General features: G+C 61.5%; 18 protein-coding genes. 3 read left to right on the forward strand and 15 right to left on the reverse strand.

Annotated elements, in window-relative coordinates:
• Nucleotides 1-53: 53 nt before the first annotated feature.
• From ABEB25_RS13395 to rnr, 5 genes are all read right to left on the reverse strand, one after another.
• Nucleotides 54-4400, reverse strand: coding sequence for an InlB B-repeat-containing protein (locus ABEB25_RS13395; RefSeq protein ID WP_345736918.1), 4347 nt, complete (start codon nucleotides 4398-4400; stop codon nucleotides 54-56).
• Nucleotides 4401-4689: 289 nt separating this feature from the next.
• Complete coding sequence (locus ABEB25_RS13400; protein ID WP_345736919.1) at nucleotides 4690-6798, reverse strand: alpha/beta hydrolase family protein; 2109 nt, start codon at nucleotides 6796-6798, stop codon at nucleotides 4690-4692.
• A gap of 115 nt (nucleotides 6799-6913) precedes the next feature.
• Entirely contained in the window at nucleotides 6914-8329 is a 1416-nt protein-coding gene (leuC, locus tag ABEB25_RS13405) for a 3-isopropylmalate dehydratase large subunit (RefSeq protein WP_345736920.1), read from the reverse strand.
• A 162-nt stretch (nucleotides 8330-8491) separates the two neighbouring features.
• Nucleotides 8492-9031 carry a transcription termination/antitermination protein NusG gene (gene nusG, locus ABEB25_RS13410; RefSeq protein ID WP_345736921.1) on the reverse strand — a complete coding sequence of 180 codons (540 nt, stop codon included), beginning with the start codon at nucleotides 9029-9031 and terminating at the stop codon, nucleotides 8492-8494.
• 74 nt (nucleotides 9032-9105) lie between these two features.
• Nucleotides 9106-11733, reverse strand: coding sequence for a ribonuclease R (gene rnr, locus ABEB25_RS13415; RefSeq protein WP_345736922.1), 2628 nt, complete (start codon nucleotides 11731-11733; stop codon nucleotides 9106-9108).
• Nucleotides 11734-11848: 115 nt separating this feature from the next.
• On the opposite strand from rnr, the gene ABEB25_RS13420 reads away from it, so the two are divergent.
• Nucleotides 11849-12151: a hypothetical protein gene (locus tag ABEB25_RS13420; protein WP_345736923.1), complete on the forward strand. Its 303-nt coding sequence runs from the start codon at nucleotides 11849-11851 to the stop codon at nucleotides 12149-12151.
• A 9-nt stretch (nucleotides 12152-12160) separates the two neighbouring features.
• Here ABEB25_RS13420 and ABEB25_RS13425 read toward each other — a convergent pair whose 3' ends face one another.
• From ABEB25_RS13425 to ABEB25_RS13435, 3 genes are read right to left on the reverse strand one after another with little or no spacing between them, the layout of a single operon-like run.
• Nucleotides 12161-12385: a hypothetical protein gene (locus ABEB25_RS13425; protein ID WP_345736924.1), complete on the reverse strand. Its 225-nt coding sequence runs from the start codon at nucleotides 12383-12385 to the stop codon at nucleotides 12161-12163.
• On the reverse strand, nucleotides 12382-12924 hold the full coding sequence (locus tag ABEB25_RS13430) for a hypothetical protein (protein ID WP_345736925.1): 543 nt from the start codon (nucleotides 12922-12924) through the stop codon (nucleotides 12382-12384). The genes ABEB25_RS13425 and ABEB25_RS13430 overlap by 4 nt, the downstream gene beginning before the upstream one ends.
• Entirely contained in the window at nucleotides 12921-13562 is a 642-nt protein-coding gene (locus ABEB25_RS13435) for a DedA family protein (RefSeq protein WP_345736926.1), read from the reverse strand. The genes ABEB25_RS13430 and ABEB25_RS13435 overlap by 4 nt, the downstream gene beginning before the upstream one ends.
• A 615-nt stretch (nucleotides 13563-14177) precedes the next feature.
• Between ABEB25_RS13435 and ABEB25_RS13440 the strand changes: the two genes are divergently transcribed.
• Nucleotides 14178-15329 (forward strand): SGNH/GDSL hydrolase family protein, encoded by a 1152-nt coding sequence (locus tag ABEB25_RS13440; protein ID WP_345736927.1) that lies wholly within the window; start codon nucleotides 14178-14180, stop codon nucleotides 15327-15329.
• 298 nt (nucleotides 15330-15627) lie between these two features.
• Here the strand turns inward: ABEB25_RS13440 and ABEB25_RS13445 are convergent, their stop codons facing one another.
• The 6 genes from ABEB25_RS13445 to ABEB25_RS13470 all read right to left on the reverse strand — a co-directional run bounded on the left by ABEB25_RS13445 (nucleotide 15628) and on the right by ABEB25_RS13470 (nucleotide 25296).
• On the reverse strand, nucleotides 15628-17559 hold the full coding sequence (locus tag ABEB25_RS13445; RefSeq protein ID WP_345736928.1) for a hypothetical protein: 1932 nt from the start codon (nucleotides 17557-17559) through the stop codon (nucleotides 15628-15630).
• Between the two features lie 7 nt (nucleotides 17560-17566).
• Nucleotides 17567-17965, reverse strand: a complete 399-nt coding sequence (locus ABEB25_RS13450; protein WP_345736929.1) for a hypothetical protein — start codon at nucleotides 17963-17965, stop codon at nucleotides 17567-17569.
• Nucleotides 17966-18055: 90 nt separating this feature from the next.
• Nucleotides 18056-19357, reverse strand: coding sequence for a DUF1501 domain-containing protein (locus ABEB25_RS13455; RefSeq protein WP_345736930.1), 1302 nt, complete (start codon nucleotides 19355-19357; stop codon nucleotides 18056-18058).
• 14 nt (nucleotides 19358-19371) lie between these two features.
• A complete protein-coding gene (locus tag ABEB25_RS13460) occupies nucleotides 19372-22290 on the reverse strand; it encodes a DUF1549 domain-containing protein (protein ID WP_345736931.1) in 2919 nt (972 codons plus the stop codon).
• Nucleotides 22287-22865: an RNA polymerase sigma factor gene (locus tag ABEB25_RS13465; RefSeq protein WP_345736932.1), complete on the reverse strand. Its 579-nt coding sequence runs from the start codon at nucleotides 22863-22865 to the stop codon at nucleotides 22287-22289. Before ABEB25_RS13465 ends, ABEB25_RS13460 begins: the two co-directional genes overlap by 4 nt.
• An 88-nt stretch (nucleotides 22866-22953) precedes the next feature.
• A complete protein-coding gene (locus ABEB25_RS13470; RefSeq protein WP_345736933.1) occupies nucleotides 22954-25296 on the reverse strand; it encodes an ammonia-forming cytochrome c nitrite reductase subunit c552 in 2343 nt (780 codons plus the stop codon).
• Between the two features lie 174 nt (nucleotides 25297-25470).
• Here ABEB25_RS13470 and ABEB25_RS13475 point away from each other — a divergent pair, with 174 nt between their 5' ends.
• Nucleotides 25471-26028: a YaeQ family protein gene (locus ABEB25_RS13475; protein ID WP_345736934.1), complete on the forward strand. Its 558-nt coding sequence runs from the start codon at nucleotides 25471-25473 to the stop codon at nucleotides 26026-26028.
• Between the two features lie 173 nt (nucleotides 26029-26201).
• Here ABEB25_RS13475 and ABEB25_RS13480 read toward each other — a convergent pair whose 3' ends face one another.
• Nucleotides 26202-26687 (reverse strand): TspO/MBR family protein, encoded by a 486-nt coding sequence (locus ABEB25_RS13480; RefSeq protein WP_345736935.1) that lies wholly within the window; start codon nucleotides 26685-26687, stop codon nucleotides 26202-26204.
• Nucleotides 26688-26692: the final 5 nt, after the last annotated feature.

Genomic DNA, 26692 nt, shown 5'->3' on the forward strand with positions numbered 1-26692 from the left:
AGCTTGGCGGAAATCCAGGCGCGCAGCCGCGAACCTTACGGTGACGATCGTGATCATCGGTCGGCACCCGATAAGCTCACTGCGCCTGCTTCAGGGTCGGTGTCGGCCATGCCATTGCTGATGAAGAAGCCCACTCCGGAAGGTTCCGTGCCTTGCAGCAGGATGCCCTGGAAGACAGGCTGTTTCTTCTGAGGCTGTGCCCAGTCAGGCTCAAAGGAGCCCGAGAAAAGCCCGGTCACTGGAGAGACTTTCAACGTCACCGTTTTATCGTTAGCAGGGGTTTTGATCACCTTGTTACCCAAGATGGTCAGGTTTTGCTTCTCCACGGGCGACACCAGCCTTCCATTCTCAAAGCGCAGCACCGTGGCACCAGTCGTGGTCGGCAGAATCTGCTGCACCGTCAGGCGAGGCTGAAACGCAGAACCGATGGTATCGACCTGCAGCCCGTCCGGCCAGCCTGCGGTGTAGAGCTGAGTGACAGGTTTGGGGGTCTCCACAACGGCAGGCCTGAACCAGAGGCAGCCCTCGCCGCTGACAGCACCCTCATCAGGGTTCACCAGCAACGTGCCAACGAAGCTTCCGCCCTTCACCTTGGCTGACGCTCCCGGTGTGGGGATTTGGACAAAGACGGGGACCTGTCGGGAGGGTCGATAGAGCGAGCTGGCCGTGATCTTTGTTCCATCGGCCAGAACTCCTACCAAAGAGACCTTTCCTTGATTGGAAAACGTCAGCGCGGCATAGCCCGCTCCCTGGGGGAACGTCTTTACATCTCGAATTGGCAACTGCGCCTTTGCCGGCCACGCCAAGGTGTAGTACCCCTGCGAGGCAGAAAGATTCAACAGAGCCCGAGGAACGAGAAAGTTCTTGTGAAAGTGAGCCGGACTGGCAAGCCCCTCGCTGACGTTTTCGGCAGATCCCCTCACAGTGGCCTGCAAGCCAACCTCAGACCAAGTCATGCTGAGGCGAAGTCCCGGCAACTCTAGCTCGCTGACAAAGGTTTTGCCGGTCTTAAACCACACGGTACCATCCCCGTTCAGCAATGCCGTGAAGGCATGAATGCCGCCATTCATCAGCAGCTTGCCGCTCAGGCTTGCGGTGGCTTGCACCAGAGTCGCTGTGAACTGCCCGACAGAGGCGTTGCTCCTCTCCGTGTCTCCTGTGGGAAGAATGAGGCCCAGATAGGCAAGGTTGCCCCCGCCATAATGCAACGCAGCTCCTTTGAGGAAAGGATTGGCTGAAAAGACCGCCGTCATGGGAGAGACGCCCGTCTCAGGCACCGTGAAGCTAATGGTATGAGATGTGGGGTCAGCGCCGGCCGGAGCATTTTCCCAATGATGAAAAAGGTAGCCTGCCGGGATGGTCGTGCTAATGGAGATCCGCGAGCCCGCCAGCACTGCCGGAAAACCTGTGTGGGAGGTCGCACTTCCCCATCCCTTGGGAGATCCAGTGACCGTGAATTTGCCCACATTCGCGGGGACGGTCGAATTGGGAAGGAACTGCCGCTGCAGCCTTACCAGGAAATGACGTTCAAAGGTGCGGGTGAGTACCGTGGAATTGCCCTTGAGGTCGTAGGCCGTCACGGTGAGAACAGACTCGGAACTGTCGTCTTCAAGCACTTCGGCACTGAAATTCACGGAGGTAGATTGGGTGGCCGAATGAAGTGTCGCCCGAACGGGTTCCCCGCCATTGAGAGAAACCTCCACCCGATCCAGCCCCATCGCATCTCCTGCAGTGCCCGTGATCCTTCTGGGAAGAACAAGATGCTTGTCCTTAGCGGAAGGAGAGGTGAGCGCCAAAGTGGGTGCCAGCATGTCCTCTGCCAATACCTGAATCTCGGCAAACGCGCGAGGTGAGGCCGTATTACCGTCCGAGGCATCGGTAAGAATCAGCGCGAAACGCAGGTTAGGCACCCCGGTTCCGCCACGCGGGATAAGGGTTACAGGGATCTGCTTCGTCATTTCCCCCTCGGCGAAATCCAGGGTCAGGGACAGGGGTTGAAAGTCCACCTCTCCTACACCTGTGGAAAAAGGCGGAACGCTGGTGGGATTGAGCTCCGTGGTGCGTAATTTTACACTGAAGGCTGAGGTTCTTCCTGTACGAGACACCGGAACCAGCAGCTCTTCCGTCCCTTGGTTCACCACGTACCTGGAAGCATCAAAGCTGACCTGGGCAGGTGCTACGACCTCCAGTTTCACCCTAAACGACAACAACGGACGGCCCGGATCATCACTAGGAATGAAGACTTCACCTTCATGAACACCTACAACCAACCCTAGACCGAGGCTGAGATAGACCACCCTGTCAGCACCCGGTGACAAGGGGGCCGTGGAGGATAGCGAGGCAAAAAAAGGAGCGTTGGACGACTGAATCTGGACCCGGGGGCTGCCGGTTAGATTAATCGTCGAAGTTCCCGTGTTGCGTAAGGTGAAGGCATATTGTTTCGACTGAACCGTGGTGAGAATACCCAGATCCACCAGGGCGCCTTCGGCAACGGTGGCATCTCCAGGCCCCTCTAGCTCCAAAGCAGGAGCCGTGGCGGCAGCCGGACTCCCGCGGACGATGCGGTGATTCTGCCAATCCACAACATACAGGCCACCATCGCCGTCCAAGGCGAGAGCCTGAGGGGAACAGAACCCCGCATTCATGGCCCTGCCATCCTGTCCGCCGATGTTTCCAGGGGTGCCGCCGATGATGCTAACCACGCCAGACGCTCCCCTCATGCGGATGACATGATTGCCAGTATCCGCGACGTAGATATTCCCCGCAGCATCCACGATCACGCCTTGAGGTGAAGACAGTCCGTCTTCAGGCCCCATGATGGTCGTGACTTGGCCATCGGGCGCGATTTTCCGAATCTTGTGATTGCCCGTATCCGCCACATACAGATTACCCGAGGCATCGGAAAACAAACCACGGGGCTGGTTAAAGCGAGCCGCAGTGCCCAGGCCGTCCTGGTCGCCTCGCACGCCCCCTGCTACGCGGGTGGGGATGAGCTGGGGAAGCTGTCGGGTGGCTCTGCAAATGCTATCGGTATTCTCATCAATGATGTAGACATTGCCATCAGGCGTTTCCGTGATGGCCACCGGTCTTTCCTGAAACAAGTCGTATGCTTTCTGGATCGTGCCGTCCATGTTGACCTTACTCACTTCGTGATCGGACGCTTGAACCGTCAAAAGGTAACCGTTTCGGCTCAATGCCATGTCCGAGAGGCCACCGACGTGGGAATCACCTTCTGACGAATTCATCAGGCCGTGCGCGCCGACGATGCCTGCAAAAGTGCTGACCAATCCTTCAGGGGTGATCTTGCGGATCGTCCCATTGCCTGAGTCCGCCACATAGATCTGCCCATCAGGCTGGACGCAAAGGGCGGAAGGCCACAGAAACCGGGCGCTGCTTCCCTGCCCATCGGCGCTCCCTCGGCTGCCCACACTTCCGGCAACGGTCGTGAGTTGGTTGGAAAAAGAAAGTTTGCGAAGGGTATTGCTGATGTTGTCGGCAATGTAAATGTCCCCTATCGAATTCGCCGCCAGTCCTCGGGGATTGTGGAAGCGAGAGGTTCCCACACCTCCATCGGCCGTTCCATGCCGGCCCTTCACGCCAGCCACGATGGATTTGTCACCCCTCGTCGGATCAATCTGATAGACCACACCGTAGGCCTCATCGGTAACAAAAAGTTGGTTTCGGGCCCAGACGATATGGGCCGGATAGACAAACCACTCGTTGTGAAAGTTCCAAGAAGCTAGCGTGCTGGAACTGCCGACCGTTGGCAGCTTGCGAATCGCATCATTACCTGTGTCCGCTACGTAAAGATTGCCCAGATTGTCCAGGGTCACATCACTGGGCTGTTTGAAACGAATGGTCCCACCAGTTCCCTGAACGTGGCCTTCCGTTCCAGCCTTGCCAGCAAAGGTCGTCACCTGGCCCTCCGGGGTGATCTTACGGAGGGTGTGATTCGCAGGGTCCGGCAGAAAGATGACACCGTTGGAGGTGACTGCAATACCGCGCAACGGCCCGAAACGTGCGGCGGCTCCGGCACCGTCCACAGCACCACTCTCTCCCGGCATGCCAGCCAAGGTGGTCACAGCACCTTGAGGCGTCACTTTGCGTACGGTGTGGTTGTCCGTCACGTACAGGTTGCCCTGACCGTCCACAGCGATGCCATAGGGATCGTTGAATTCGGCGGTCGCTCCAGCACCGTCAGTGCTGCCTTGCGTGCCGCCGGCAACGACCACAACTTGTCCCGATGGCAGAACTTTGCAGATCCGGAAGTGTCCTGGGTCCGTCACATACACGGCTCCGCTGGAGTCCGTGGCCACATCATTCGGTGACTTGAACTGGTTCCTCGCCTCCGCATTCGTTAGCTCATTGGGGTAACCTGCGAAGTTTGTCCAATCAAACACCTGCCCACAGGCGGGAATGGCAGCCCAGCATGCTGCAAATACACAACTTCTCTTCAACAAGCGCAGAGGCCACCATGGGTGTTTTGAACATTGATCTACAGTCATCCTACTACACAATACCTCTGGAAACAGGAATGTCACCTTTATGCATATTTGAGCCAAAACCCTAAAATCAATACTAAATGACCTGCGTCTGGCTACTGCTGTTTGCGGAAGCCCACCCGCAGCTTCAGCACTCGGCTGCCGCCCCCTCCTCAGGCGTGGCCACCGGACTCTGAGCGAAATCCCTTCACATCTCCATTCCGTCCCTGGCAGTCCAAGGAGACATGTTCCGAAGCTTTTTGAAGCCAAGCGCATCGTAGCAATCCGGCAAATCGAAATGCGCCAGCACGCCCGGCAGCATGACGGCATAGGGCCATTTGTATTCCGCATCTTCCGCAATGGACTGGAAAGAGGAGAGGGCATTTTTGAGGGTGACTTGCTTCACATCTTCAGACAACAAAGCGGCCAAACTGGCGACCAAAGCTCCCCAACCGCGCCCGGCGAGATGAATCTCCTGATGGCCAGCGGCGCGCAGGGCCTGGATGACCCGCAACACGTCAAACACCCGCTGGCCTAACAAAGGACGGTTCAACATCAGCCCGTGGGCCGCATAAAAATAGTGGCTGCCATAGGGCTTCAAGAATTGGTCCGCGCCGCAGGTATTCGGCTGGGACTCGCCGATGCCGCGAACGTCACAGCCATAGAAGGCGGCCTCAGGCTCGGCCTTGATCAGGCCCTGCACCCAGGCATCGCCACGCATTTCGGCATCGGCGGAATGGTGCGAGATGTAAAGGACAGCACGCGGGGCCGCACCGGGCATGCGGGAGGTGAGAGCTTCCTCCTGCAGACGGGTGACGAGGGCATGGATGCCAGGCTCGGTTTCCACCGTGTAGGTGCAGTAGGCTTTGGCCGGGTACTTGCGTGAACCCGCGCCACGAAGGATGCCGTAATCCGGGGCCGTAGCGGGCAGTGACGGCAGCCGCAGCACCTCGCGAACGGCTGTTTTTAAAGCCTCCCCCTTGAGGGCCTTGCGCTGTTTGGAAAGTTCTGCGGCCTTCTCCTGGGTGAAGGACATGAGGGTGCGGGACTTCAGCTCGGCCACCTGCCCTTTGGGCGCGCACAGCAGGGTTTCATCTTTCTCCAGGGTCAGCGTGGGCTCGGCGGCCACTTCGGGCAGGCCCGTGACCTTGTTGAAGAAACGGTACATCGCTTCGCGATTGGACTGCGAGTAACCATGTGGGTCCGGCCCGGTGTGGAGCTGGATGTTCTCAGGCTTGCCTAACAAGGTGTATAACTTTTTGAGTTGCTCATAGGCCTCGGCAGAACCACGGGCATCAAAGAAATCTTTCTCCTGCGCCATGATGATGACGGGTTTGGGTGCCATGGCGGCGAGGAAGTCCAGGTGATCCAGCCCCAGGGCCAGCACCTGCGGCGGGCACTGCTCCGTATCCGCCGGCAGCTCGTTTTCCACATTGCGGCGGAAGGTGGTCACGAAGCAGGAGGGCGCACCCATGGTAAACCGTGGCTCCAGCCCGCAGAGCCAGGTGGTCTGCGTGCCACCGCCCGAGTTGCCCGTGACGCCCAGGTGCTGCGGATCCACTTCGTCTCGGGTGAGCAGGTAGTCGAGCGCGCGAATGCCATCCCAGGCAAACCAGGTGCCGAGGAACTCGCCGACTAGGATCTGGGAATTGCCCATCTGAATGTGCTCCGACACGCCGCCGCCGAGGCGTGACTTCAGGACTGCATTGTCCAGGTATTGGAAGCGTTCCCCCTGCCCGACGGGATCAATGAGGAAACAGAGGTGCCCGAGACGCGCCAAGCCCTGGGCAAAACTCTGGTAAGCCTCCGCCGCCTTGCCATTCAAGGAATGCCCACACAGGCCCACGGTCGCCGGCATCTTGCCCGTGCGCCCTTTCGGAACATAAAGATTGCCCGTGACGAAGTAACCCGGGCGGCTTTCAAAGATGATGTTTTCGATCCGGTACGCCTCACGTTCCACCACGCCCGTGACCTTCGCATTCAGCGGCGTCTTCTCGGGCAGCGGGCCAAAACTCTGACGGATGCGCTCCTGCACAGACTTCACATAAGCCTCAGCATCGGCCTGCGTTTTCAGCGCGGCTCGGTGGGCATTGCCCTGGGCTTCGATCTCGCGCACCGCATCCACCAGCCAGTCCTGCTGCATGCGCGGAAAACGGTTCAAGGAGGCGATGGCGGGCGTGCTGGTCGCTGGCTTCGCCACAGCATCTGCCGCCGCCGTGCCGCCAGCCCCGAGATGCGAAAGAAGAGGCAGGCTCAAAAGGCCGAAGCCGGTGGTCTGCAAAAAGTCGCGGCGTGGGGAGGTCGGGGAGCTGGGCATGGGGGAGAAAATACCCTCCCTACCGCCCCTTTCTTTCCCCAGGTTCCCCTGGCCTCAGGGCCCAAAAAAAGAGCGGGCCTTTCAGCCCGCTCTTCTTGAAGATCGTTGATCAGGATCAACCAGCGATGGAGAACACTTCGCGGGCGTCAGCGATGCTGCCAGTCAGAGCAGCCGCAGCGACCATGACGGGGGACATCAGCACGGTGCGACCCGTGGTGCTGCCCTGACGGCCTTTGAAGTTACGGTTGCTGGAGGACGCGCAGAGCTGGTCACCCACGAGTTTGTCGGGGTTCATGGCCAGGCACATGGAGCAGCCAGCATTGCGCCATTCGAAACCGGCTTCGGAGAAGACTTTGTCGAGGCCTTCCTGGCGGGCCATGACATCCACGATCTGGGAGCCGGGAACGGCGATGGCCTTGACGCCTGCGGCGACTTTCTTGCCCTTGATGAACTTGGCCACTTCGCGGAAGTCGCTGAGACGGCCGTTGGTGCAAGAACCGATGAAGGCGACGTCAATCTTGGTGCCCTTGATCGGCTCGCCCGCAGGCAGCTTCATGTAGTCCAGGGCGTCCTGGATGGAGATGCGGCCGGGTTCAGTCGTGGCGCTTTCAGGGGTCGGCACGTTTTCGGTGACGGCGATGGCTTGGTCCGGGCTGGTGCCCCAGGTGACGGTCGGCGGCACATCTTCGGCGCGGATGTTGACGATGTCGTCGTACTTAGCGTCCTTGTCGGAGGCCACTTCGCGCCACTTGGCGACGGTGCTGTCCCATTCTGCGCCTTGCGGGGAGTAGGGGCGGCCTTTGAGGTATTCAAAGGTCGTTTCATCCGGATTCACATAACCGCAGCGGGCACCACCTTCGATGGCCATGTTGCAGACGGTCATGCGCTCTTCCATCGTGAACTCGTCAAAGATATTGCCGCCGTATTCGTAGGCGTAGCCGATGCCGCCATTCGCCCCCAAGAGGCGGATGATGTGCAGAGCCACGTCCTTGGAGTAAACCCCAGGGCGAAGTTTGCCCTCCACATTGATGCGGCGGACTTTCATCTTGCCCATGGCCATGGTCTGGGTGGCCAGGATGTCGCGCACCTGCGTGGTGCCGATGCCGAAAGCGATGGCGCCAAAGGCTCCATGAGTGGCGGTGTGGGAGTCGCCACAAGCGATGGTGGTGCCTGGCTGGGTGATGCCCTGCTCTGGCCCGACGACGTGGACGATGCCCTGCTTGCCACTGGAAAGGCTGAAGTAAGTGATGCCGAATTCCTGAGCGTTCTTGTTCAGCTCCTGGATCATCGCTTCGGCGAGAGGATCGGAGAAAGGGGAGACTTGGCTGTCGGTCGGGACGATATGATCCACCGTCGCAAAGGTGCGGTGGGGGTAGGCCACCTTCAGATTGAGGTCGCGCAGCATGCCGAAGGCCTGAGGGCTGGTCACTTCATGCACCAGGTGGGTATCAATGAGAAGCTGCGTCTGGCCGTTCGCAAGAGTTCCGACGACGTGAGATTCCCAGACTTTTTCGAAGAGTGTTTTGCCCATGGTGTGTGAAGGATACGTTCCCGGCTGCCGGGTGGAGGCAAACCGGGGGCAACCAGACTAGCACGATTTCCCAGGAGTGCAATTCACCGCGAAAAAATGTCATTTTCCGGCTCTGGACGGCGGTTTTTGCCCATGGAAGGGCGGATACGGCGCGAAAAAACTCTACGAGCCCGCCAAAGTCTGCCGTGCCGTCTGCTCGGTGAGCAGCTTGGAGGCGTTCACCTCCACCAGGCTTTCGCGGCCGAGGAATTCGAGGAGGATTTTGACGCGGTCCTGCCCGCTGTGGATGCTATTGACGATGCCTTTCAAGCCGCGCATGGGGCCTTCGGTGAGCTCCACCGTGTCTCCCACTTTCATGTCCACCTGGACTTCCTTGATGTCCTGGCCGTCCATCTCTTCGCGAATGAGTTGGATGACCCGGTCCGAGACGGAGACCATCTGGTCGCCGAAGTCCACGATGCGGATGACATTCTGCGAATGCCGCACCGCCCGCAAGGACTGGGCGGGGACAAAACGCGCAAAGAAGTAGCTGGGAAACAGCGCCTCGAGAAACCACACCTTGCCCCGCCGCGTGTTCCGCTGAAAGCGGATGCGCGGGCAGTAAGTCTGCACCTCAGGCAGGCCGAGCATCATGGCGGCGGCCAGATGCTCGCACTTGGGCTTGGAGTGAATGACGTACCACGCGGGCTGGTCAGATAGCATGAGGGCGGAGGATGCAACGGCTGGCAGGACGGGGCAACTTCAAACCGGAGGGCTTTGAGGGGAACGCGGTGACCTTATGACTTTTTCTTCTTCGCCGGGGCGGCGGCCTTGGCTTTGCCGAAGCCTAACTTGTGATACCACTTCTGTGCCGCCACGGGCGTTTCCGCTGCCGGTTCGGCCGCCTTCTTGCCGGAAGACCGGCCACGGCGGGGGGCCGGGGATTCCGTTTCAGCGGGTGACTTCGATTTCGGGCTCCAGGGCTGGGCGTTTTCGGAAGCGGATGGGCCGCGCTTGCCTGTCTTTTTGGCAGGGGGCCTGCCTTGCGGAGCCTCCTCCTGGGGGCGGGAGGAGCGGCGATCCTGGCCACGGCCTTGGGATTTCGAGGGGGCCTCGTCGCGCGAGCGGCCTCCGGACCTGGAGGCTGAATCCTGACGCTGGAACTCCTGCGGACGCGATTCCTTTGAACGGGCCGGGGCGGCTTCCTCACCGCGCCGGTTCGGCTTCTGGAAATCACCCCGCGATTTGCCGGATGGCCTAACCGGAGGTTTGCCACGACGGCCTTCCTGGGAGCGACCTTCCTGCGGCTGCGAGCGTTCGCGGGTGAGTTCAAAGTCCACCTGCTTTTTAAACCGGTCCAGCTTGTAAATCTGCACCGTCACGCGATCACCCAGCTTGATCACCCGATGGGTGTGGCGGCCGATGAGATGGTTGCGCGTGGGTTCCAGCATGTAGAAGTCATCCTGGATGGAGGACAGGGGCACCACGCCGCTGAGGCCGAGGTCCGGCACATCCACAAAGAAACCGAAGTTCCGTGTGTCGGTGACCAGGGCGGAGTAGGCCGTGGGATTGCCAGAGGCGAGCTGCGACTCGAGGTAGGCGTAGAGCTTCACCTCTTTGCTGTCGCGTTCGGCATCGGCGGAGTTTTTCTCCGTCTCGGTGATGTGTTCGGCGATCTGTTTCAGCGCCGGGATGGGAGCCTCGACTTTGTCAAAGAGCACACGATGCACGACGAGATCCGCGTAACGGCGGATGGGGGAGGTGAAGTGGGTGTACTTCGTCTTGGCGAGGCCGTAGTGGCCCAGGGGCTCCACGGCATAACGGGCACGCATGAGGGAGCGCAGGAAGCCGATCTTCAAAGCCTGGCCGATGGGCAGAGCGCCCAGCTTGGCCAGCAGCTTTTGCACTTCCGGGCGGTGGGAAAGGTCACCGCAGGGAATGCGGTGGCTCAGCACATCTTCACGGTAGTCCTGCAGCTTCTTGTCCTTCGGCGCTTCATGGATGCGGTATACGGCGGGGCGGTTCCGCTTCATGAGGTCGGCAGCCACGGCTTCATTGGCCAGCAGCATGTATTCCTCGATGAGCTGGTGGGAGACGTCGTTTTCGATGCGCTCAATGCGCAAGACGCGACCTTGATCATCCAGGCGGATCTTGTTTTCGGGGAAGTCCAGATCCAGGGAACCATTGTCAAAACGAGCCTTGCGGATGAGCTGCGCCATGTCATGGGCATCATGCAGCATGGACTCGATCTCGCCCTCGGGCTGGCGCTGGATGACGGCGAAGGCCTCCTTGTAGGTGAAGCGGCGCTTCGACCGGATGACGGCGGCGTAGAACTTCGTGGATATGACCTCGCCGGTTTTCGACAGGAGGAATTCCACACATTTGGTTAACCGATCCACATCCGGCTTCAGCGAGCACAGCTCGTTGCTCAGCGCCTCAGGCAGCATGGGGATCACGCGGTCCACGAGGTAGGTCGAGTTGCCGCGCTTCTTCGCCTCCACATCCAGCGGGCTGCCGGGGCGGACGTAGTGGGAGACATCGGCGATGTGCACCCACACCTTCCACTTGCCGCCGCCCGCAGGCTGGATGCAGATGGCATCGTCAAAGTCACGCGCATCGTCCGGGTCAATCGTGATGACGTTGTGGCCGCGACAGTCCACACGCTCGGCGCTTTCTTCGGCACTGGGCTGGTTGTCCGGGCGGGATTTGGCAATGGTGTTGGCCTCGGCCAGGACTTCCTTGGGGAAGTGCAGCGGCAGGGCGTAATGGCGCAGCACGGACAGCATGTCCACACCCTCGGCATCGGGTGCGCCCAGGACTTCGATCACTTCGCCTTCAGGCGGTGTCTGGCGGCTTTCCCAGGCGGTGATTTCCACCACCACTTTGTCGCCCATGTTCACCTGGCGGCCCACATCGCGCGGCTCTGGCACGTAGATGTTGTGCGGGATGCGTGGATCATCCGGGATAACGTAAAGGAACTGTTTGCTGCGCTGCAGGGTGCCCACAAACTGGGTGCGCTTGCGCTCCAGGATGCGAACGACGGAGCCTGCATTGCTGTCCGGCACGCCTTTGCGCAGGCCGGTGGGTTTGATGTCGCGGCGCACCAGCACGCGGTCGCCATGCAGGGCGGTGGAGGTGGCGCTTTCAGCGATGCTGATTTCGCCGATGCCGGATTCATCCGGCTGGACAAAGCCACGCCCGCCACGGGTGATCTGGATGATGCCGGGCACGAGGTCGGCATCGCGGGATTCGATGTAGCGGTTGCCCTTGGTGCGGATGATGAGGCCTTGCTTGACGAGGCCCTCCAGCACGCCCTGCAGCTCTTGTTGTTGGCCGGGCTTCAGGCGGAGGAGGTCAATCAGCTCGGGGACGTTCGAAGGCGCGTAGTCGGCCTGCCCGAGCAGTTTCAGAATTTTCGATTCCATAAAAGGAGGTTACACAGAAACTCCGCCGGGCGTCACCTTTGTTTGTAGGTGACAGGCGTCCAGGGCGGAAAACTCTGCGTTTGTTAATTGAGGTATCTTACGTTTGTATCACTGCATGAACCCAAGAGGCATCCATTTCCAGTTTCAGGGCAAGCGCGGTCTTCCGGCCGTGTTGCCGCTGATCTTCATGGCGGTTGTCGCCATTGGGCTCATTGCATTATTTGTCTTTGTGGGCCTCGCCATAGTGGCAGTAGGCCTGGGTGTGTCTGCCTGCGCAGCACTTTATTATGCCGTTCGCCGCAGACTCACTGGTGCTAGTTATCGCTCATCTCCGCTGAATGATCAAGCACATCGTGAAAAACCCCCTCACGACGTGAAGGTGATCGAGGTGGAAGCCGTGCGCGTGGAGCGGGAGTGAGGGGGGGGGTTAGGGAGCCCAAGTGGCAACTTCATCCGGCAATGGCTGGCCATAAAATCGCTGGTAAAAAAGCCGCCGCCGGGATGGCAGGTCCAATGTCGCAGGCAGACTGTTCCAAACCAGAGTACGAGAAGTTTCGAGCATCGACATTCCCATCAGAAACCGCTCTGAATCCGTCAGCGCCATGATGCGTTTAAACATCATCGCATTGATGGCAGGAGATGTATCTTTCACGGAGAAACCCGTGTCAGCATATCTGTCAGGTTCAACTTTGCTGACCATAGTTTTACATACTCCATATCACAACCTGTTGCCAGCAAGTTTTCAACGTCAGCAAGTTGCCGCTGTGAATGAGATTCTCTGGCCCATTCAAGCTTGGATAAAATCAAGTCTTCCTTACTCACCACCCAGGCCTGAAATTCGGCTACCTTGAGGCGGGCACGTCGCTCAAACTCGACCAACCGATATTCTTCGCGTTTCCGAATCATGAAATCCGCTTTTACTAGCTGAGTTTGATGGATCGCATTGAAGCTTGATTGATTCAAAACCGCTTCTTTTGCTGCTTCGACAGACACATAATATTCAGGCCCCAAAACTTCTTCGATGCGCACGGCATCACGCAGCACAAATGCTACAACCAAATCGAGATCTCTCGTCATCCTTGGTTGGGCGTAACAGTTCAAAGCCATTGAACCTGTAAGCATGTATTCTATGCCAGCCGCTTCCAACCGGCTCACCAAATCCTTCAAAGTTTCAAGCTCGACACTCATCATTCCTTCGGCTCCTTCTTCGCTGCCAGCTTGTGCTTGAGGACTTCAATCACGATGGGCAGGACGGAGACGAAGATGATGAGCACGAAGACGAGCTTCAGGTTATTCTTGATGATGGGGATGCTGCCGAGGAAGTAGCCAGCCAGGGTGAAGCTGAGCACCCAGATGAAACCGCCGCCGAGGCTGTAGCTGAGGAAGCGGGAGTACTGCATCTGACCGAAGCCTGCGGTGAAGGGGGCGAAGGTGCGCACGATGGGCACAAAGCGGGCGAGGATGATGGCCTTGCCGCCATGCTTGACAAAGAAGGCCTCGGTCTTGGAAAGGTAGTCCCGTTTGAACCACTTCTGCGTCACCATCCAGGTCCCGGCCTTACGGCCGATCCAGTAGTTCAGGTTGTCGCCAATGATGGCCGCCGCGATCAACAGCGGGATGATGAGCTCCAGCCGCACAAAGCCCTGCACGGACAGCGCCCCGACGGCAAACAGCAGGGAATCCCCAGGCAAAAACGGCGTGACGACCAGCCCGGTCTCGCAAAAGACGATGGCGAAGAGCAGCACGTAAATGAGCGTGCCGTAGTTCTGTGCAAACGTGAGCAGGTGCTTGTCCACGTGCAGGATGAGATCAAGGAAGTCGCCAATCATGAAGCAGTGACTTTCCAGCCTCAGCGCGGCGGGGCAAACGAAATGTCAGGCAGATAAGGCCAGCCTTTAGACGGTGATGTCTGTGTGGGCCTCAAGACTTTTCCATACCCAGGCCACCTGCCCGCAGGCAGCTACTGGCCTCTCACCTCAAGGATAGGGGGCGGGGCGGCCCGATGAACGCCCCCTCCCACCGAACCGCCCTGGCAGGTTTCCCGCTTCCGGCTCTCTGGTTCGAGAAACGAGGTAGCCCGCTCAGTCCCTTAGCGGATGGCAGTGTCGCGGGGTGACAGACCTGCGCGTGAGTGAGGATGGTTGCGCGGAGTGCCATCGGCACGGTGAGGCCGGAAAAGGAGAGTACTAAGGGCTTCGAGGCTGCTGACCGCTCAAGGGACTGAGCGGGCTACCTTTCTGCGAAACAGCACAGACGCCCCCCGTTTCTCGTTTCCATTTTTCACGGGTCAGGAAAACGCAGATGGAAACGAGAAACGGAACTACATTTCCCCAGCAATACTGCCCCTTTTCGCCACGTCCTCTTTGCGGCTTTGTCCGCGACCCACCCGTCGCAAACGACGGCCAACCATCGCCCACCCCTGCCCACTTCCCCTTCCCCATCCCATGCGCCTCCTTCCCTTTGCCCTGCTGCTGGCCCTGAGCGGCCTCGCCCATGCCCAAAAGGCCCCTTCCAAGGCCCCGGACGTCTCCAAGCTGGACCCCGCCATGGGCGTGAACAAGAAGGCCGAGGACAACCTGGAGTGGCACGATGTGACGGCCTGGGGCGTGGAGGGCCGCATCCTGCCGGACCAGAAGCGCCTGCGCTGGTTTGACCGCCTGCCCGCCAGTGCTGAGGGCAAGGTGACGCCCGCCGTGTGGAACCTCAGCCGCGACAGCGCCGGCATGATGGTGCGCTTCAAGACCAATGCCGAGGCCATCAGCATCCACTACAAGCTCAGCAAGGCCAACATCGGCATGCCCCACATGCCCGCCACCGGCGTCAGCGGGGTGGACCTCTACGCCCGCGATGAAAAAGACGGCGGCAAATGGAAGTGGGTGCAGGTGACGAAACCCGCCGCCCAGGAAGTGAAGGCGGAGATCATCAAAGGCCTGGCCCCTGGCGAGCGCGAATACGCCGCCTACCTGCCCCTGTACAACGGCATCGAGTCCCTGAGCATCGGCGTGGCCAAAGGCAGCACGTTCGAGGGCCTGGCCCCGCGCACGGAAAAGCCCGTCGTCTTTTACGGCACCAGCATCACCCACGGCGCCTGCGCCAGCCGCCCCGGCATGGTGCACACCGGCATCCTGGGCCGTCGCCTGGACCGCCCCGTGGTGAACCTGGGCTTCTCCGGCAATGGCCGCATGGATACCGCCGTGGGCGACTACCTGGTGCAACTGGACGCCGCCGTGTACGTCATTGATTGCCTGCCGAACATGCAGCCTGCGCAGGTCACGGAAAAGTGCATCCCGCTGGTGAAGCAGCTGCGCGCGGCCAAGCCTAACACGCCCATCATCCTGGTGGAGGATCGCCGCTTCACCAATGACTGGATCACCCCGGCCAAAAAGCAGTTCCACACGGACAACCACGCCGCCCTCAAGGCCGCCTATGAAACCCTCGTCAAGGAAGGCGTGAAGGACCTCCACTACATCCCTGGCGACAGCCTCTACGGCGACGACACCGAAGGTGCCACCGATGCCTCCCACGCCAGCGACCTGGGCTTCATGCGCCAGGCAGACATCTTCGAGCCCGTGATCCGCAAGGCCCTCGGCAACTGATCCGCCGCCCCCCTTCACCGCCGCATCACCGCCCGGCCTTCTTGTTGCAGAGATCGTTAGGCCGATGCGGCTTTTTTGTGGCCAGCGGTGAGGCCCATTCGAGGTAGCCCGCTGAAAGGTAGCCCGCTCAGTCCCTGAGCGGAAGGCAGCCGCGAAGCTCCCACATTCACCTTTCCACGCTCACCGCGCCGATGGCATCCTTGCGTGCGTCTTCATTCAGGCGGATGTCTGTCACCCTTCGACCCTGCTATCCGCTCAGGGACTGAGCGGGCTACCTTTGAGCCACTACCTCCCGGCCTCAGGGATTCGTCACCGCGCCGTTGCCCGTGCCTTCGCCTTCCCCGGCGTTCAGGCCTGCGACGAGGCGCTGGATGCCGTTGCGGGCAAATTCGCTCGGCGGATAGAGACGGCGGGCCTTGAGGTACCAGGCGATGGCGGAGCCGCTCTGCTTGCGCTGCTCATGCTGCTTGGCCTTCTCGATGGCGCTGACAAATTCGCTGGCCTTCACGCTGAGTTCGGAGCGCATCTTGGTGATCTCCGGATCGTCCGGGAACTGCTCATACTCGCGCTCGATCGCCTCCCAGGCGCCAAAGCTGTTGCCATTGCGCGCGGCCTCCCCGGCGGCATGGACGACCATGTTCACGCGGTTCATGTCCGTGAGCACTTTTTTCAGCTGCTCCTGCCGGACCGGGTCATTGATGGCGGAGGCCAGGTAGCGGCCCTGGTCATTGAACACCTGGCGGTAGTTCCGCTGGCTGAGTAGGCGGTCCAGATCCAGCAGGGCCTGGGCCTGCACATCGCTGTTCTGGCCGATCATGTTGGAAACTTCCCGCAGCTTCGGGTTCGTGGGCCAGATCTCCGCCGCGCCTTTCAGCTCGGCCGCCACGCCTGCCTGGTCGCCCTTCACGGCGGAGGCCCGTGCGGCAGTGAGGCGCATGTCGCTGAGCGTGCGCGCGGTTTCAATCGCGGCCAGCGGTTTGGAAAAATCAAAGTCGCGGGAGGACAGGCGCATCTTCTTCACCAGCTCTTCGGCGAGGCCAAAGTCGCGCATCTCCAGGGAGTTGATGAGCTGGTTGCCATCACGCACGTAGTCCAGCACCTTCAGCTTGGTGGGCATGGGCAGGCGGCGGATGCGCGGCAGGTATTCGCCGATGGCATAGGCCTCCATGAGGCGCTTGCTGGCGCTGTCGTAGTCCTGGCGCAGCACCAGTTGCTCAAAGGCCACCACGGCCTCGTCCACGCCCCGGATGGCCTCTGCGGAGAAGCCATCGATCAGGCTCACCGTGGGCGGCATGCCCATGCTGGCGGAGAACATTTTTTTCAGGTCGGAATTGTCGTCCAGCTGCAGCACACTGTCGCCATCGCGGAACATGTGCGGGTACAGGCGGCAGGCGATGATGGCGTGCTCAAACCGGCGCTGCATGAACATCTGCACCATGAGGGCCTGGAACTGCGTCTTGCTGGTGACTTCCGAAAGGCCGATGGCGGTCTCGTTCAGCTTCATCCGCGCCTCGATTTCGGCGATGCTTTTGATGTATCCGGAGACGCGGCCCACCGTCATCGAGGTGGTCTGCTGCTGCTGGGCCTGCTGTTGCTGCTGGGCCCCGTTCTTTTTCGATCCGCCGCCGGAGTTCAGGCCCGTGTTGGCGGCATCGGCCATGCCGCGTTCCGTATTCCACTCCAGGTCGCGGCGGCGTTTCAGCATGGCATCGTTGGCCTGGCGCAGGTTCGTCACCTTGCGCTGGGCCAGCCAGATGTCCCACACGCCGTTGGCGATGGTGTTGCACAGGCCGCCGTCAATGGGGAAAGCGCCTGCCTCGGGCAGCAGCGCAAAGGCCTTGGACACATCCGGGCCGCCGGGCCGCGTGGGGGCCAGCAGGAGGGTGATCTGCGCCATCAGGTCGCGGTAGGCCTGGTCATCGGCATTGCTCGCTTCTGGGGTGGCCAGGTAGATCTCGAACTTCGCCCGCGCGATGCGGTTGTTGTTCATGTTCCACATCTTGCCATCCCAGCTCACCGTTTCGCTGCCACCATCCACATGCGGCAGCAGGCCGCCGAAGATGGAGTTCTGCCCCTGCCCGCCGCCGCCACCGGAGGAGGAAGAGGAGGCCGGGGGCGGTGAACTGGCCGGGGCGGCCTGGGGTGCCGGGGCAGACCCCGGAGAGGGCAGCACCTGGGCGCCTAACCACGCAGGGACACAGCAGGCCGCAGTCAAAATCAGCTTCTTCATAAAGGCATCAGGCTTTCAGCAGTTCCAGCACTTCCAGGACTCCGGTTTCCAAAACGCGGACCTTGAACACGTAGCGCTGGCCCCGCTGGATGTTCGTTTCCAAATTCGCCGGCACCCACACTGGCACAAAGGACCCGGCCTCCGAGACCTGCACGCTGAACAGGCGGCCATCGGCGGCGCGCCAGTTGTCCAGGCGGTCGTCCACCGTGCCTTCGATGCGGTAAGTGTTCCCGCTCAGCGCGACGGAGCTTTCCAGATACTCCTCCGTGCTCAGGGCCGTGATGCCCGTCATGGGGTCCGTGCTGCGGTTCAGCAACGCATAGCCCAGCCCGATGACGGCCCCCAGCAGCAGGAGCAGGCCGATGAGGTGGATGGGTTTGAGTCCTGATTGAGCGCGGCGTGCCATAAAAGATTGTTCGCGAGTCTAACGGTGCGCACTCTGCACGGCAACCCTGGCCGTTCTTTTTTCAGAGATCGCATTCAAAGCCACGCCGTGTCACACCAGGGCGGCGATGGGCACACCGCGCTTGGCCCCGGTACCGCCGTAGATGCTGAAGCTGCCCCCGCTGCCTGCGGAGATGGTTTCCACCGGCGGCACGCCCAGCAGGGCCCCGAGGGTGGCGTGAAAGTCCAGCACGGACACCGGATTTTCCACCACCCGCGTGCCCGTTTCATCCGTCCGTCCATAGGCCTGCCCGCCCTTCACACGCCCCCCGGCGATGAAGGAGGAAAACGCCACCGGATGGTGGTCGCGGCCCGTGCCATTGAGCTTCGGCGAACGGCCAAATTCCGTGGTGAGGACCACCAGAGTGCTTTCCAGCAGGCCCAGCGATTCCAGGTCCTTCAGCAGGGTGCTCACCGCCGCATCCACCCGCGAGGACAGCGCCTCCACCTGGGCAAAGTTGTTTGCATGCGTGTCCCAGCCGCCCAGCTCGATCTCCACAAACTTCGTCCCGCGCTGCACCAGCCGCCGGGCCAGCAGGACACCCCGGCCAAAGGAATCGTTGCCATAGTCTTCCATCAGCCCGCCTTTTTCCTGGCTGAGGTCAAAGGCATCGAGGTCCTTGCTGGTCATCAGCTTGATGGCATCCGCATAGACATCGGCATGGGCCTTCACCTCGTCCATCGGGTAGCGGCGCAGGAAGTCCTCATTCAGCTTGCCCGCTAGGCCGCTGCGCTTGCGCAGGGAGGTCATGGAGTCGCCGTTTTGCAGCTGCGTGTGCTCCAGTCCCTTGGCAGGGTCCAGCACCGGCACGGGGGCATAGCGCGCATCCATGAAGCCGCTGCCGGGATGGCCCGCCAGATCGCCTAACCGAATGTAGGGAGGCAGGGTGGAGTGCCCCTGCGTGACCTGCCGCGCCACCCATGCACCCAGGGCCGGATGGCGGATGGAAGGGGAGGTCTCATAACCCGTGAGCACCTTGTAGGTGCCCGGCTCATGCGCGCCCTGGGTATGGGTCATGGAGCGGATCACCGCCATCTGCGGGGCGTGATCCGCCAGCTTGGGAAAGTAGCCGGAGAACTGCAAGCCAGCGGCCTTGGTGCTGATGGTGCTCACCGGCCCCTGATAGCCAGCCGGTGCCTCCGGCTTGGTGTCGAAAGTGTCCAGGTGGCTCATGCCTCCGCTCATGTAGAGGTAGATCACATGCGAGGCATGCTGGGGCGCACTGGTCTCCGTTTCCAGCGCGCGCAGCAGCCCGGCGGGCGGTACCAGGCTCACCCCCAGGCAGGTCCGGGCCAGGCGGGAAACGAACTGGCGGCGGGAGACTTCATCGAGTCGGTTCAAAGGCGTCTTCATGGCATCAGCAGGGGTTATTTTTGAAACACAAACTCAGCGGTGGAAAGAAGCGTGCGCGCCAGCGTCTTGGCATTGCGCGTCTCGCCTAGAATGTCCAGGCAATCGTCCAGCTCCGCCGCCGTCGGCTCCCGCGTCAGCACCGTCATGAAGGCGCTGCGGGCCACATCGCGGGCATTGCTGGAGGCACGCAGGCTGTCCGAAAGTGGACTGCCGGACCGGGCCACATGGTCAAAGAAATCACTGTTCAGCATCAGCAGCGCCTGCGGCACGGTGGAGGCGCTCCATGCATCGCCGATGAAGTCCCGGCTGCCCTGGCCAAACATGCGCAGGAAGTGCCCGTCCGGCGTCGGCTGGGGTAGCTCGGAGGCGCGCTCCAGCCCGCCACCGGCGAATTCCTGGGCCATGTCCCCGCGCAGCCGGGCGCGGCGTTGTTCGGCCTTCATCTCGCGTTCTTCCTCGCCCGCCATCTGCTTGGCCACCTGGGTCACTTCGCTGGTCTTTTTGGCAGCGGCAGCAGCTTCTAGCTTCGCCACTTCAGGCGGGTCAAAGTTCAGCTTCACATCCAGGTCATCCACAGCCAGCGCCATCATGGAATCCCACACCTGCTCGGCCGAAAGCCGCCGCACCACCGGGCCAGGAAAGCGATAGGCCACCGTGGGATCTTCCACGGGCAGGCCCGCCTCCTGCTGGTAGGCCTGCGTCAGGCACAGGATGCGCAGGATCTGCCGCACATCATACCGGGACTGCCGGACCACATGCACCAGGTATTGCGCCAGGTCCGGATTGTCGCAGTCCGCCACCTCCCGCACATGGTCCACCGGGCCTGCAAAGGGCTGGCCAAAAAGCCTCTCCCAAAGCCGGTTCGCCAGCGTCAGGCTGAAGCGCGCATTGTCCGGTGCCGTCACCCAGGCCGCCAGCGTATCCGCCGCGCGGGTCTGGCCTTTCGGCGTCTCCCCATACAGCACCGCCGCAGGCAGGGCCTCGCCCGGCTTGCCATCGCTGTATTGATAGTCATCCGGCAGCAGCGCGGGGCTGCCTTCACCATTGGTCACTCCGGTGCCGCCAGCCGCCTTTTGCAGGGCCTGGATGGCATCGCTCACACGCTCATAGCGAGCGCGCCTTTCCGGGTCGGCCCGGTTCATCGCCATGCGGTCATAACGCTCCGCCGCCTCCTGCACCGCCTTCGCCTCCACCTGCCCCACGGAGGTCTCCTCCGTGGCGGTCTGGATGCCGGAGGTCCAGGCCATGAACTGGTGATAGTCCTTCCGCGTCCAGCGGTCATAGGGATGGTCATGGCACTGCGCGCAGGAAATCTGGGTGCCTAAAAACAGCGTGGCCGTGCTCTCGATGTTCGCCGCGCGGTTCACCCCGTCGCGCAGGTAATAGCCCGCCGCCGGGGCCCGCCAGCCGTAGCCTTCGGGGCTGATGAGCTCGCGCGCCCATTGGTCATACGGTTTGTTATCCCGGACGCTCTGCTTTATCCAGGCCAGGTAAAAGTCGCCCTTCACCCCTTCGGCCAGTTCATCCCGCGCCCGCAGCAGGCCGCTCCAGTAATTGAACATGTGGCTGACGTGGCCGTTCGAGGCCAGCAGCTCATCCACTAGGCGGGCGCGTTTGTCTGCCTGCTTGTCCTTGAGAAAACGGCTGGCCTCCGGGGCAGTGGGGATGCGTCCGACCAAGTCCAGATACACCCGGCGCAGCCAGGTGCTTTCCGCCGCCAGCGCACGCGGCTCCTGCCCATGCCGGGCCAGATCCTGGCGCAGCAATTCGTCGATCCGCCGCGCAGTGGCCTGCACCTGGGCCGTATCCACCGCCTCATTCTGGGTGGAAATCTGCACCTCCTTGGCGCGCTCGGACGTCCATTCGCCAAAGTCCGCCCCCTCCTCCACCCAGCGGTGGATGAGGCCCTTTTCCTCCGAGGTCAGCGGCGTGCTTTCGTCCTTCGGCGGCATGGCCTCCTCGTGGTCGGCTGGCAGGGTGTGGGATCTCACCAGCGTGCTGCGATCCGGCTTGTGGGGAAAGAGCAGGTTGTCCGTGCGGCTCTTTTCACGGATCGCCGCCAAGTCATCCAGGCGGATGCCGCCCTTCGGCTTCTTCAACTTGCCGCTGTGGCATTCAAAGCAGGAGCGCTGCAGGATGGGCAGCACGTGCCGTTCAAAGTCCACCCTTTGCAGCGAGGTCAGCGCCACATCCGCAGGCACCTCCGGCCCCGGTTTGGAGGTCAGGCGCATGGGGACGGGCAGCTTGGCCTCCAGCACCTCCACCATCGGCACCGGCTGGGGCATCGCTGGCGGCAGCGGGGAAGATTCCGCCACCTCTTTGGGCACCGGAACCGGGGCGGGCGGCACCTCCACAGGCGCGGCGGCAGGTGGGGCGGCAGCGATGCTAACCTTGGGCAAAACCATCTCCTGGACAGGAGGCGCGGGCATCTCCGGTGCGACCTCAGGCGGCAAGGCAGGCGCAGGGGCGGGCAGCCCCGCGATCAGCACCCCATGCATGAGAAAAGGCTCTCCGGTGCGCTGCACGATGACGGGGCCTAACTCCAAACGCAACACAGCCTCCGGCCACAGCAGCGAGCCTGCCATCCCGCCCATGAACACCGCCGCCGCAGCCGTGGTCCACCGGGGCAGCATGGCCCACACTGGGGCTGCGCGCCGGGTACGACCACCTTTGCCCCGCTTTGCTGCCCCTAGCGTGGCAGCCAGGATCTCCTGCTCCAACCGGCTCACGGGCGCGGCCTTGAGGCTGGCCAGGATGCTCTCGCCCAGCCCTGCCATGACCTTTTTGTCCTCCAGCAAAACCTTCAGCGCCGCATCCAGCGCGATCTGCTTTTTCAGCTCCATCTGCACCCCGGCATCCTGAGCCAGCGCAGCCTCGTCTTCCTTGGAAAGGCAGCCCTCCAGCAGCTTGGCGATGTCTTCGTCCCGGTTCATGGCGTGACTCCTTCCATCTGAGATTCAATGCACTGGCGCAACTGCTGGCGGATGCGCATCAGCACCGTGCGTACGCCCAGGGTGCTGCGGCCCGTGCGCTGGGCGATCTCCTCGCTGCTCAGCTCCTGCTCATAGCGCAGCGTCAGCAACTCCCGCTGGCTGAGGCGCAACTTTTCCACGCAGCGGGCCAGGTAGTCCGCCTCCTCGCTGGCCGCCGGTGCATCCATTTGGGCCAGCGCCAGCTCCCAGCGCAGGTGCTCGCCATAGCGTTCGTGCTTCACCGATTCCCGAGCATGGGCCTTCAGGCGATCACGCAACTGATGATGCGCGATGCTGCGCAGCCAGGCCTGCATGGAGCCGTGGGTAAATTCCGCCAGATGCCGGTAGGCAAACACAAAGGCATCATGCGCCACCTCATCAATCAAGTCCGCCACCGGGGCGCGCAAGGCAAGGTAAGTGCGCAATGGCTGCAGATGACGGCCCAGCAGCACCCGGAAAGCCGCTTCTTGGCCGTCTTCCGCATGTCGGGCGAGCCGCTCATCAGGCTCAGATTCTAAGTCAGGCAGGTTGGCCATACACAGCTTTATGGACGTCAGTCCTCCCGGTGTGGCAGAAAAAGATCCCGCTGTCGAGATTCTCCGTTCTGGAGGCCCCTTCCCTCCCTTACCTTTGCAGCATCATCAGAAGCTGGCGCGCCTCCTGGAAACCGGGCTGAATCGTGAGCGCGCGCTGGGCTGCCGCAATGGCCGCCTGCTTTTGCCCGAGCTGAGCCAGGATGGTGGCACGGGCGTAGGGGATTCCGGGGTCGCTAGGATCTGCCGCCTCACCTTTGCGCAAAGCATCCATGGCCTCCGCCGTGCGGCCTAGGCCATTGAGGGCCAGCCCCAGATTGTACCAAGCCCGAGCGTACTGCGGGCTGACGCGCACGCACTCTTTCAAGGCGGCGATGGTGGCCTCCATGTCTCCGGTTTCGCTCAGGGCCAGGCCTAACTCATAGTGAAACTGCCCCTCATTCGGCGCGAGGCGGATGGCATCGCGCAGTTTCTCGATGACCTTCGTCGTGTTGCCCGCAGCGCTGAACAGCATGGCCAGATCATGATGAAACGGCGGCGAGTTCGGGTCCCACAGAATGGCCGTCTCCATGTGCTGGATGGCACGCGGCACGTCCCGCAGCGCGTAGTAAAACTGGCCCAACTGCATTTGCCCGGCTGGCTGGTCACCATTCAGCCGCAGCATGTGTTGCAGGTCCTGGCCTGCGGGGCTGTCCAGCTTCAGCCCGTCTCTCAGCGTCCACGCGGCGGTCACGCGCACACTGCGCACGGGATCTTCCAGCAGCTTTTCCGTGGTGGCGCGCAGGCTGCTGTCTTGCAGCGCAGGCTCCAGCACACGGGCCGCCGCCTGCCGCACCATGGGGTGCTCATGCGCGGTCTGTTTGGCCACGGCTTGCTGCACTTTCGGTTCGGCCATCCAGCGGTCCAGCAGCAGCGTGGCGCTGGCTTTCCAGTGGGCGGTGTCGTCGCTTTCCAGCAGGGCCAGCAGGCCGTCGCGTCCTTCGGGATTTCCCTGGCGGGCTTTGGCGATGGTCTGTGCCCGGCTGCGGGTGCGGCGGTTCATCTTGTCGCCATACCATTTTTCCGTCGCGGCCAGCGCCCAGTCCACCGTCTGGTCCGTGTGGCATTTGTTGCAGGCATTCGGCACGCCATGCTCCTTGGTCAGCAGCGGATCAGGAATGGTGAACCCATGGTCATGACGCGGATGCCGCTGCATGTAGGTCGTCTGCGGCATGTGGCAGTTGATGCACTGGTTCCCCGCACTGGCGGCCTGGTGAAAGCTGTGCGCCTCCGGCACGATCACGGGAGCGTTTGGGTAGCCTCCCGGCGTGTGGCAGCGCACGCAGAGCTGGTTGCCCGGCAGGATCGTCTTCATGCTGTGCATGTCATGGCAGTCCATGCAGCGCACCCCCGCATGGTGCATGCGGCTGCTGAAGAAACTGGCGAATTCGTAGTTCTCATCGCGAATCTGGCCATCCGGGTAATAGACATCCGTGTGGTCCGTGATGGTCAGCAGGTAATGGTCCCAAAAGGATTCGCCCGGCACAAAGTCCCCGGTGATCTCTCCGCGCCGTGCGTGACAGCCCGCGCAGTTTTCCGTGTGCTGGTCCCGGCTCCAGGCCACCAGCGTGGGGTCCTTTTCGCCGCCCGGTTTGCCCTTGTACTGACGCTGCCAGTCATCGTGCGCCTTCATCGGCCCGTGGCAGGATTCGCAGCTCACCGTCATCTCCGCCATGCGGGTCTGATAGCTGTCCGTCTCCAGATCATAGTTTTTGCGCACGCGGGTGTTGTGGCAGCTCGCACACATCTGGTTCCACACCATGCCGCGCCCGGTCCAGTGGCCCCACTCGCCGGGCTTGCGATCTTCATCGCCATAGACATTGAACCAGTCTCCCTTCACCGGATCAAAGCAGGCCTCCATGGAATGCAGGCGGCCATTTTTCCCCTTCACCAAATACTGCCGCAGCGGCGCATGGCCGATCACCCGCTCCACCGACCAAGGCTTCGTTTCGCCATCAAAACCGAGGGAGGTGATCTGGTACACGCCGTTCTCTTTCCGCGCCTCGGAGGTCTGCGTGCCATGCTTGAAAATCTGCGGCGGCTGAAAGCCTGCGAGGTCCAGCTTGTCATCCGGCAAACGTTCCGCGAGTCCGTGGTGGGAGCCCTTCCACTTGTCGAACTCCACCGCATGACACTCCTTGCAGGACTGCGAGCCTGCATACTGGGCAAAGGCGGCCTTTTCATCCGGCATCACAAAGGCCTGCACAGGCTTCTTCGGCTCTGCCATCACCGGCACAGGTGTGTAAGAGGGCTTCTTCGGCCACAGGGCCCAGCCAATGCCGCCCACCACCGCCAGCAGGCCCGCCACCACCCACACCATCCCTGCCGACGATCCTCCCTCGCCAGAAGGCGGGGAAGGCGAAGGTGGAGGGGAATCCGGGCGGCGTTTTTTCATTCCGATTCAATACGTGGCAAAGCGGACCTGCGTCAACGTTCCACAGCCGCCGACCTGTCAACATAATGGCCCTTTACGCGCAGCACCCGAGCACCTCTCCTTTTTTGCGCCCCGAAGATGGGGAAAGACACCCCTTGTTCCAGGCCCTCCCCTCGGTAAACTCGGCGTCCCCTTATGGCACTCAAAGCCACCATCTACAAAGCCAGCCTGGATGTCTCTGACATTGATCGCAATCTCTACAGCGATCACAGCCTCACCATCGCACGTCACCCTTCGGAAACCGATGAGCGGATGATGATCCGCATCTTGGCCTTTGCCCTCAATGCACCGGCGAACAATGACCAGGGCCTGCTGGAATTTGGCAAGGACATGTGGGAACCCGATGAACCCTGCCTGGTGCAAAAGGACCTCACCGGCTTGCTTGTACACATCATCGAAGTCGGCCAGCCCGATGAAAAACGCATCACTCGCCTGTGCAGCCGCGCGGCCAAGGTCACCGTTTACAGCTTCAGCTCCAGCACCCCCACCTGGTGGGCAGGCATCGCTTCCAAACTCACCCGCCTGCGCAATCTCACCGTCTGGCAGGTCCCGGCAGAGGAGAGCCAAAAGCTGGCTGCCATGACCCAGCGCTCCATGAGCCTACAGATCACCCTTCAGGACGGGGCTCTGTTCATCGGCGATGGCACCGATTCCCTGGAGATCACCCTCCAGCGCCTCCACGGCCAGGAATAACTCCTGGTTAGACCGGTTTCCAAAAAGATTGTCCGATTGAAAAGGCGGGCGCGGTGGGATGAGTGGCAAGGCAAGAGCGCAGGCTGCTATCTTTACGATAACAGCCAAGCGAAAAACGACGCCAATCGTCCCACCCCGTCGCCGCTTTTCAGACAAGATTTTTGGTAATCGGTCTAGGCCGGATTCAGCCGCCACAGGGTAAAGTTCAGCGCCGTGGCAAAGGACACCCAGGCCAGATACGGGACGAACAATAACCCGGCTGCCCGGCTCACTTGCCAAAAGTGCAGCAGCGTGAGGCCAATGAAAACCCACAGGGCCACGATGACGGCAAGCGCTGCGCCCAACTGGTGCGCACCAAAGAAAACCGGCGTCCACGCGGCATTCAGCGCCAACTGGATGAAGTAGAGGCTGAGCGGACGCTTTTGTGAGCCGAAGCCGCCACGCTTCCACACCAGCCAGGCCGCCACTGCCATCAGCGTGTAGAGCAGCGTCCAGGCCGGGCCAAACACCCAGGAGGGCGGGTTCCAGCTCGGCTTGCTCAGCGCCGCATACCAGCTCCCCGGCGGTGAAAAGGCCCCAAACGCAGGCGCACAAAAGGTGATGACGATGAAGCCCAGAAGCACAAGCCCCTGGCGCAAGGTGGATGAAGATGAGCCCATAGCTG

Source organism: Prosthecobacter algae, from assembly GCF_039542385.1.
Lineage (GTDB): Bacteria > Verrucomicrobiota > Verrucomicrobiia > Verrucomicrobiales > Verrucomicrobiaceae > Prosthecobacter > Prosthecobacter algae.

Bases quoted from the DNA above. Each gene is read 5' to 3' on its own strand.
- ABEB25_RS13400 (WP_345736919.1), bottom strand. From the start codon at position 6,798: ATGCCCAGCTCCCCGACCTCCCCACGCCGCGACTTTTTGCAGACCACC.
- leuC (WP_345736920.1), bottom strand. From the start codon at position 8,329: ATGGGCAAAACACTCTTCGAAAAAGTCTGGGAATCTCACGTCGTCGGA.
- nusG (WP_345736921.1), bottom strand. From the start codon at position 9,031: ATGCTATCTGACCAGCCCGCGTGGTACGTCATTCACTCCAAGCCCAAG.
- rnr (WP_345736922.1), bottom strand. From the start codon at position 11,733: ATGGAATCGAAAATTCTGAAACTGCTCGGGCAGGCCGACTACGCGCCT.
- ABEB25_RS13420 (WP_345736923.1), top strand. From the start codon at position 11,849: ATGAACCCAAGAGGCATCCATTTCCAGTTTCAGGGCAAGCGCGGTCTT.
- ABEB25_RS13430 (WP_345736925.1), bottom strand. From the start codon at position 12,924: ATGATGAGTGTCGAGCTTGAAACTTTGAAGGATTTGGTGAGCCGGTTG.
- ABEB25_RS13435 (WP_345736926.1), bottom strand. From the start codon at position 13,562: ATGATTGGCGACTTCCTTGATCTCATCCTGCACGTGGACAAGCACCTG.
- ABEB25_RS13440 (WP_345736927.1), top strand. From the start codon at position 14,178: ATGCGCCTCCTTCCCTTTGCCCTGCTGCTGGCCCTGAGCGGCCTCGCC.
- ABEB25_RS13445 (WP_345736928.1), bottom strand. From the start codon at position 17,559: ATGAAGAAGCTGATTTTGACTGCGGCCTGCTGTGTCCCTGCGTGGTTA.
- ABEB25_RS13450 (WP_345736929.1), bottom strand. From the start codon at position 17,965: ATGGCACGCCGCGCTCAATCAGGACTCAAACCCATCCACCTCATCGGC.
- ABEB25_RS13455 (WP_345736930.1), bottom strand. From the start codon at position 19,357: ATGAAGACGCCTTTGAACCGACTCGATGAAGTCTCCCGCCGCCAGTTC.
- ABEB25_RS13460 (WP_345736931.1), bottom strand. From the start codon at position 22,290: ATGAACCGGGACGAAGACATCGCCAAGCTGCTGGAGGGCTGCCTTTCC.
- ABEB25_RS13465 (WP_345736932.1), bottom strand. From the start codon at position 22,865: ATGGCCAACCTGCCTGACTTAGAATCTGAGCCTGATGAGCGGCTCGCC.
- ABEB25_RS13470 (WP_345736933.1), bottom strand. From the start codon at position 25,296: ATGAAAAAACGCCGCCCGGATTCCCCTCCACCTTCGCCTTCCCCGCCT.
- ABEB25_RS13475 (WP_345736934.1), top strand. From the start codon at position 25,471: ATGGCACTCAAAGCCACCATCTACAAAGCCAGCCTGGATGTCTCTGAC.
- ABEB25_RS13480 (WP_345736935.1), bottom strand. From the start codon at position 26,687: ATGGGCTCATCTTCATCCACCTTGCGCCAGGGGCTTGTGCTTCTGGGC.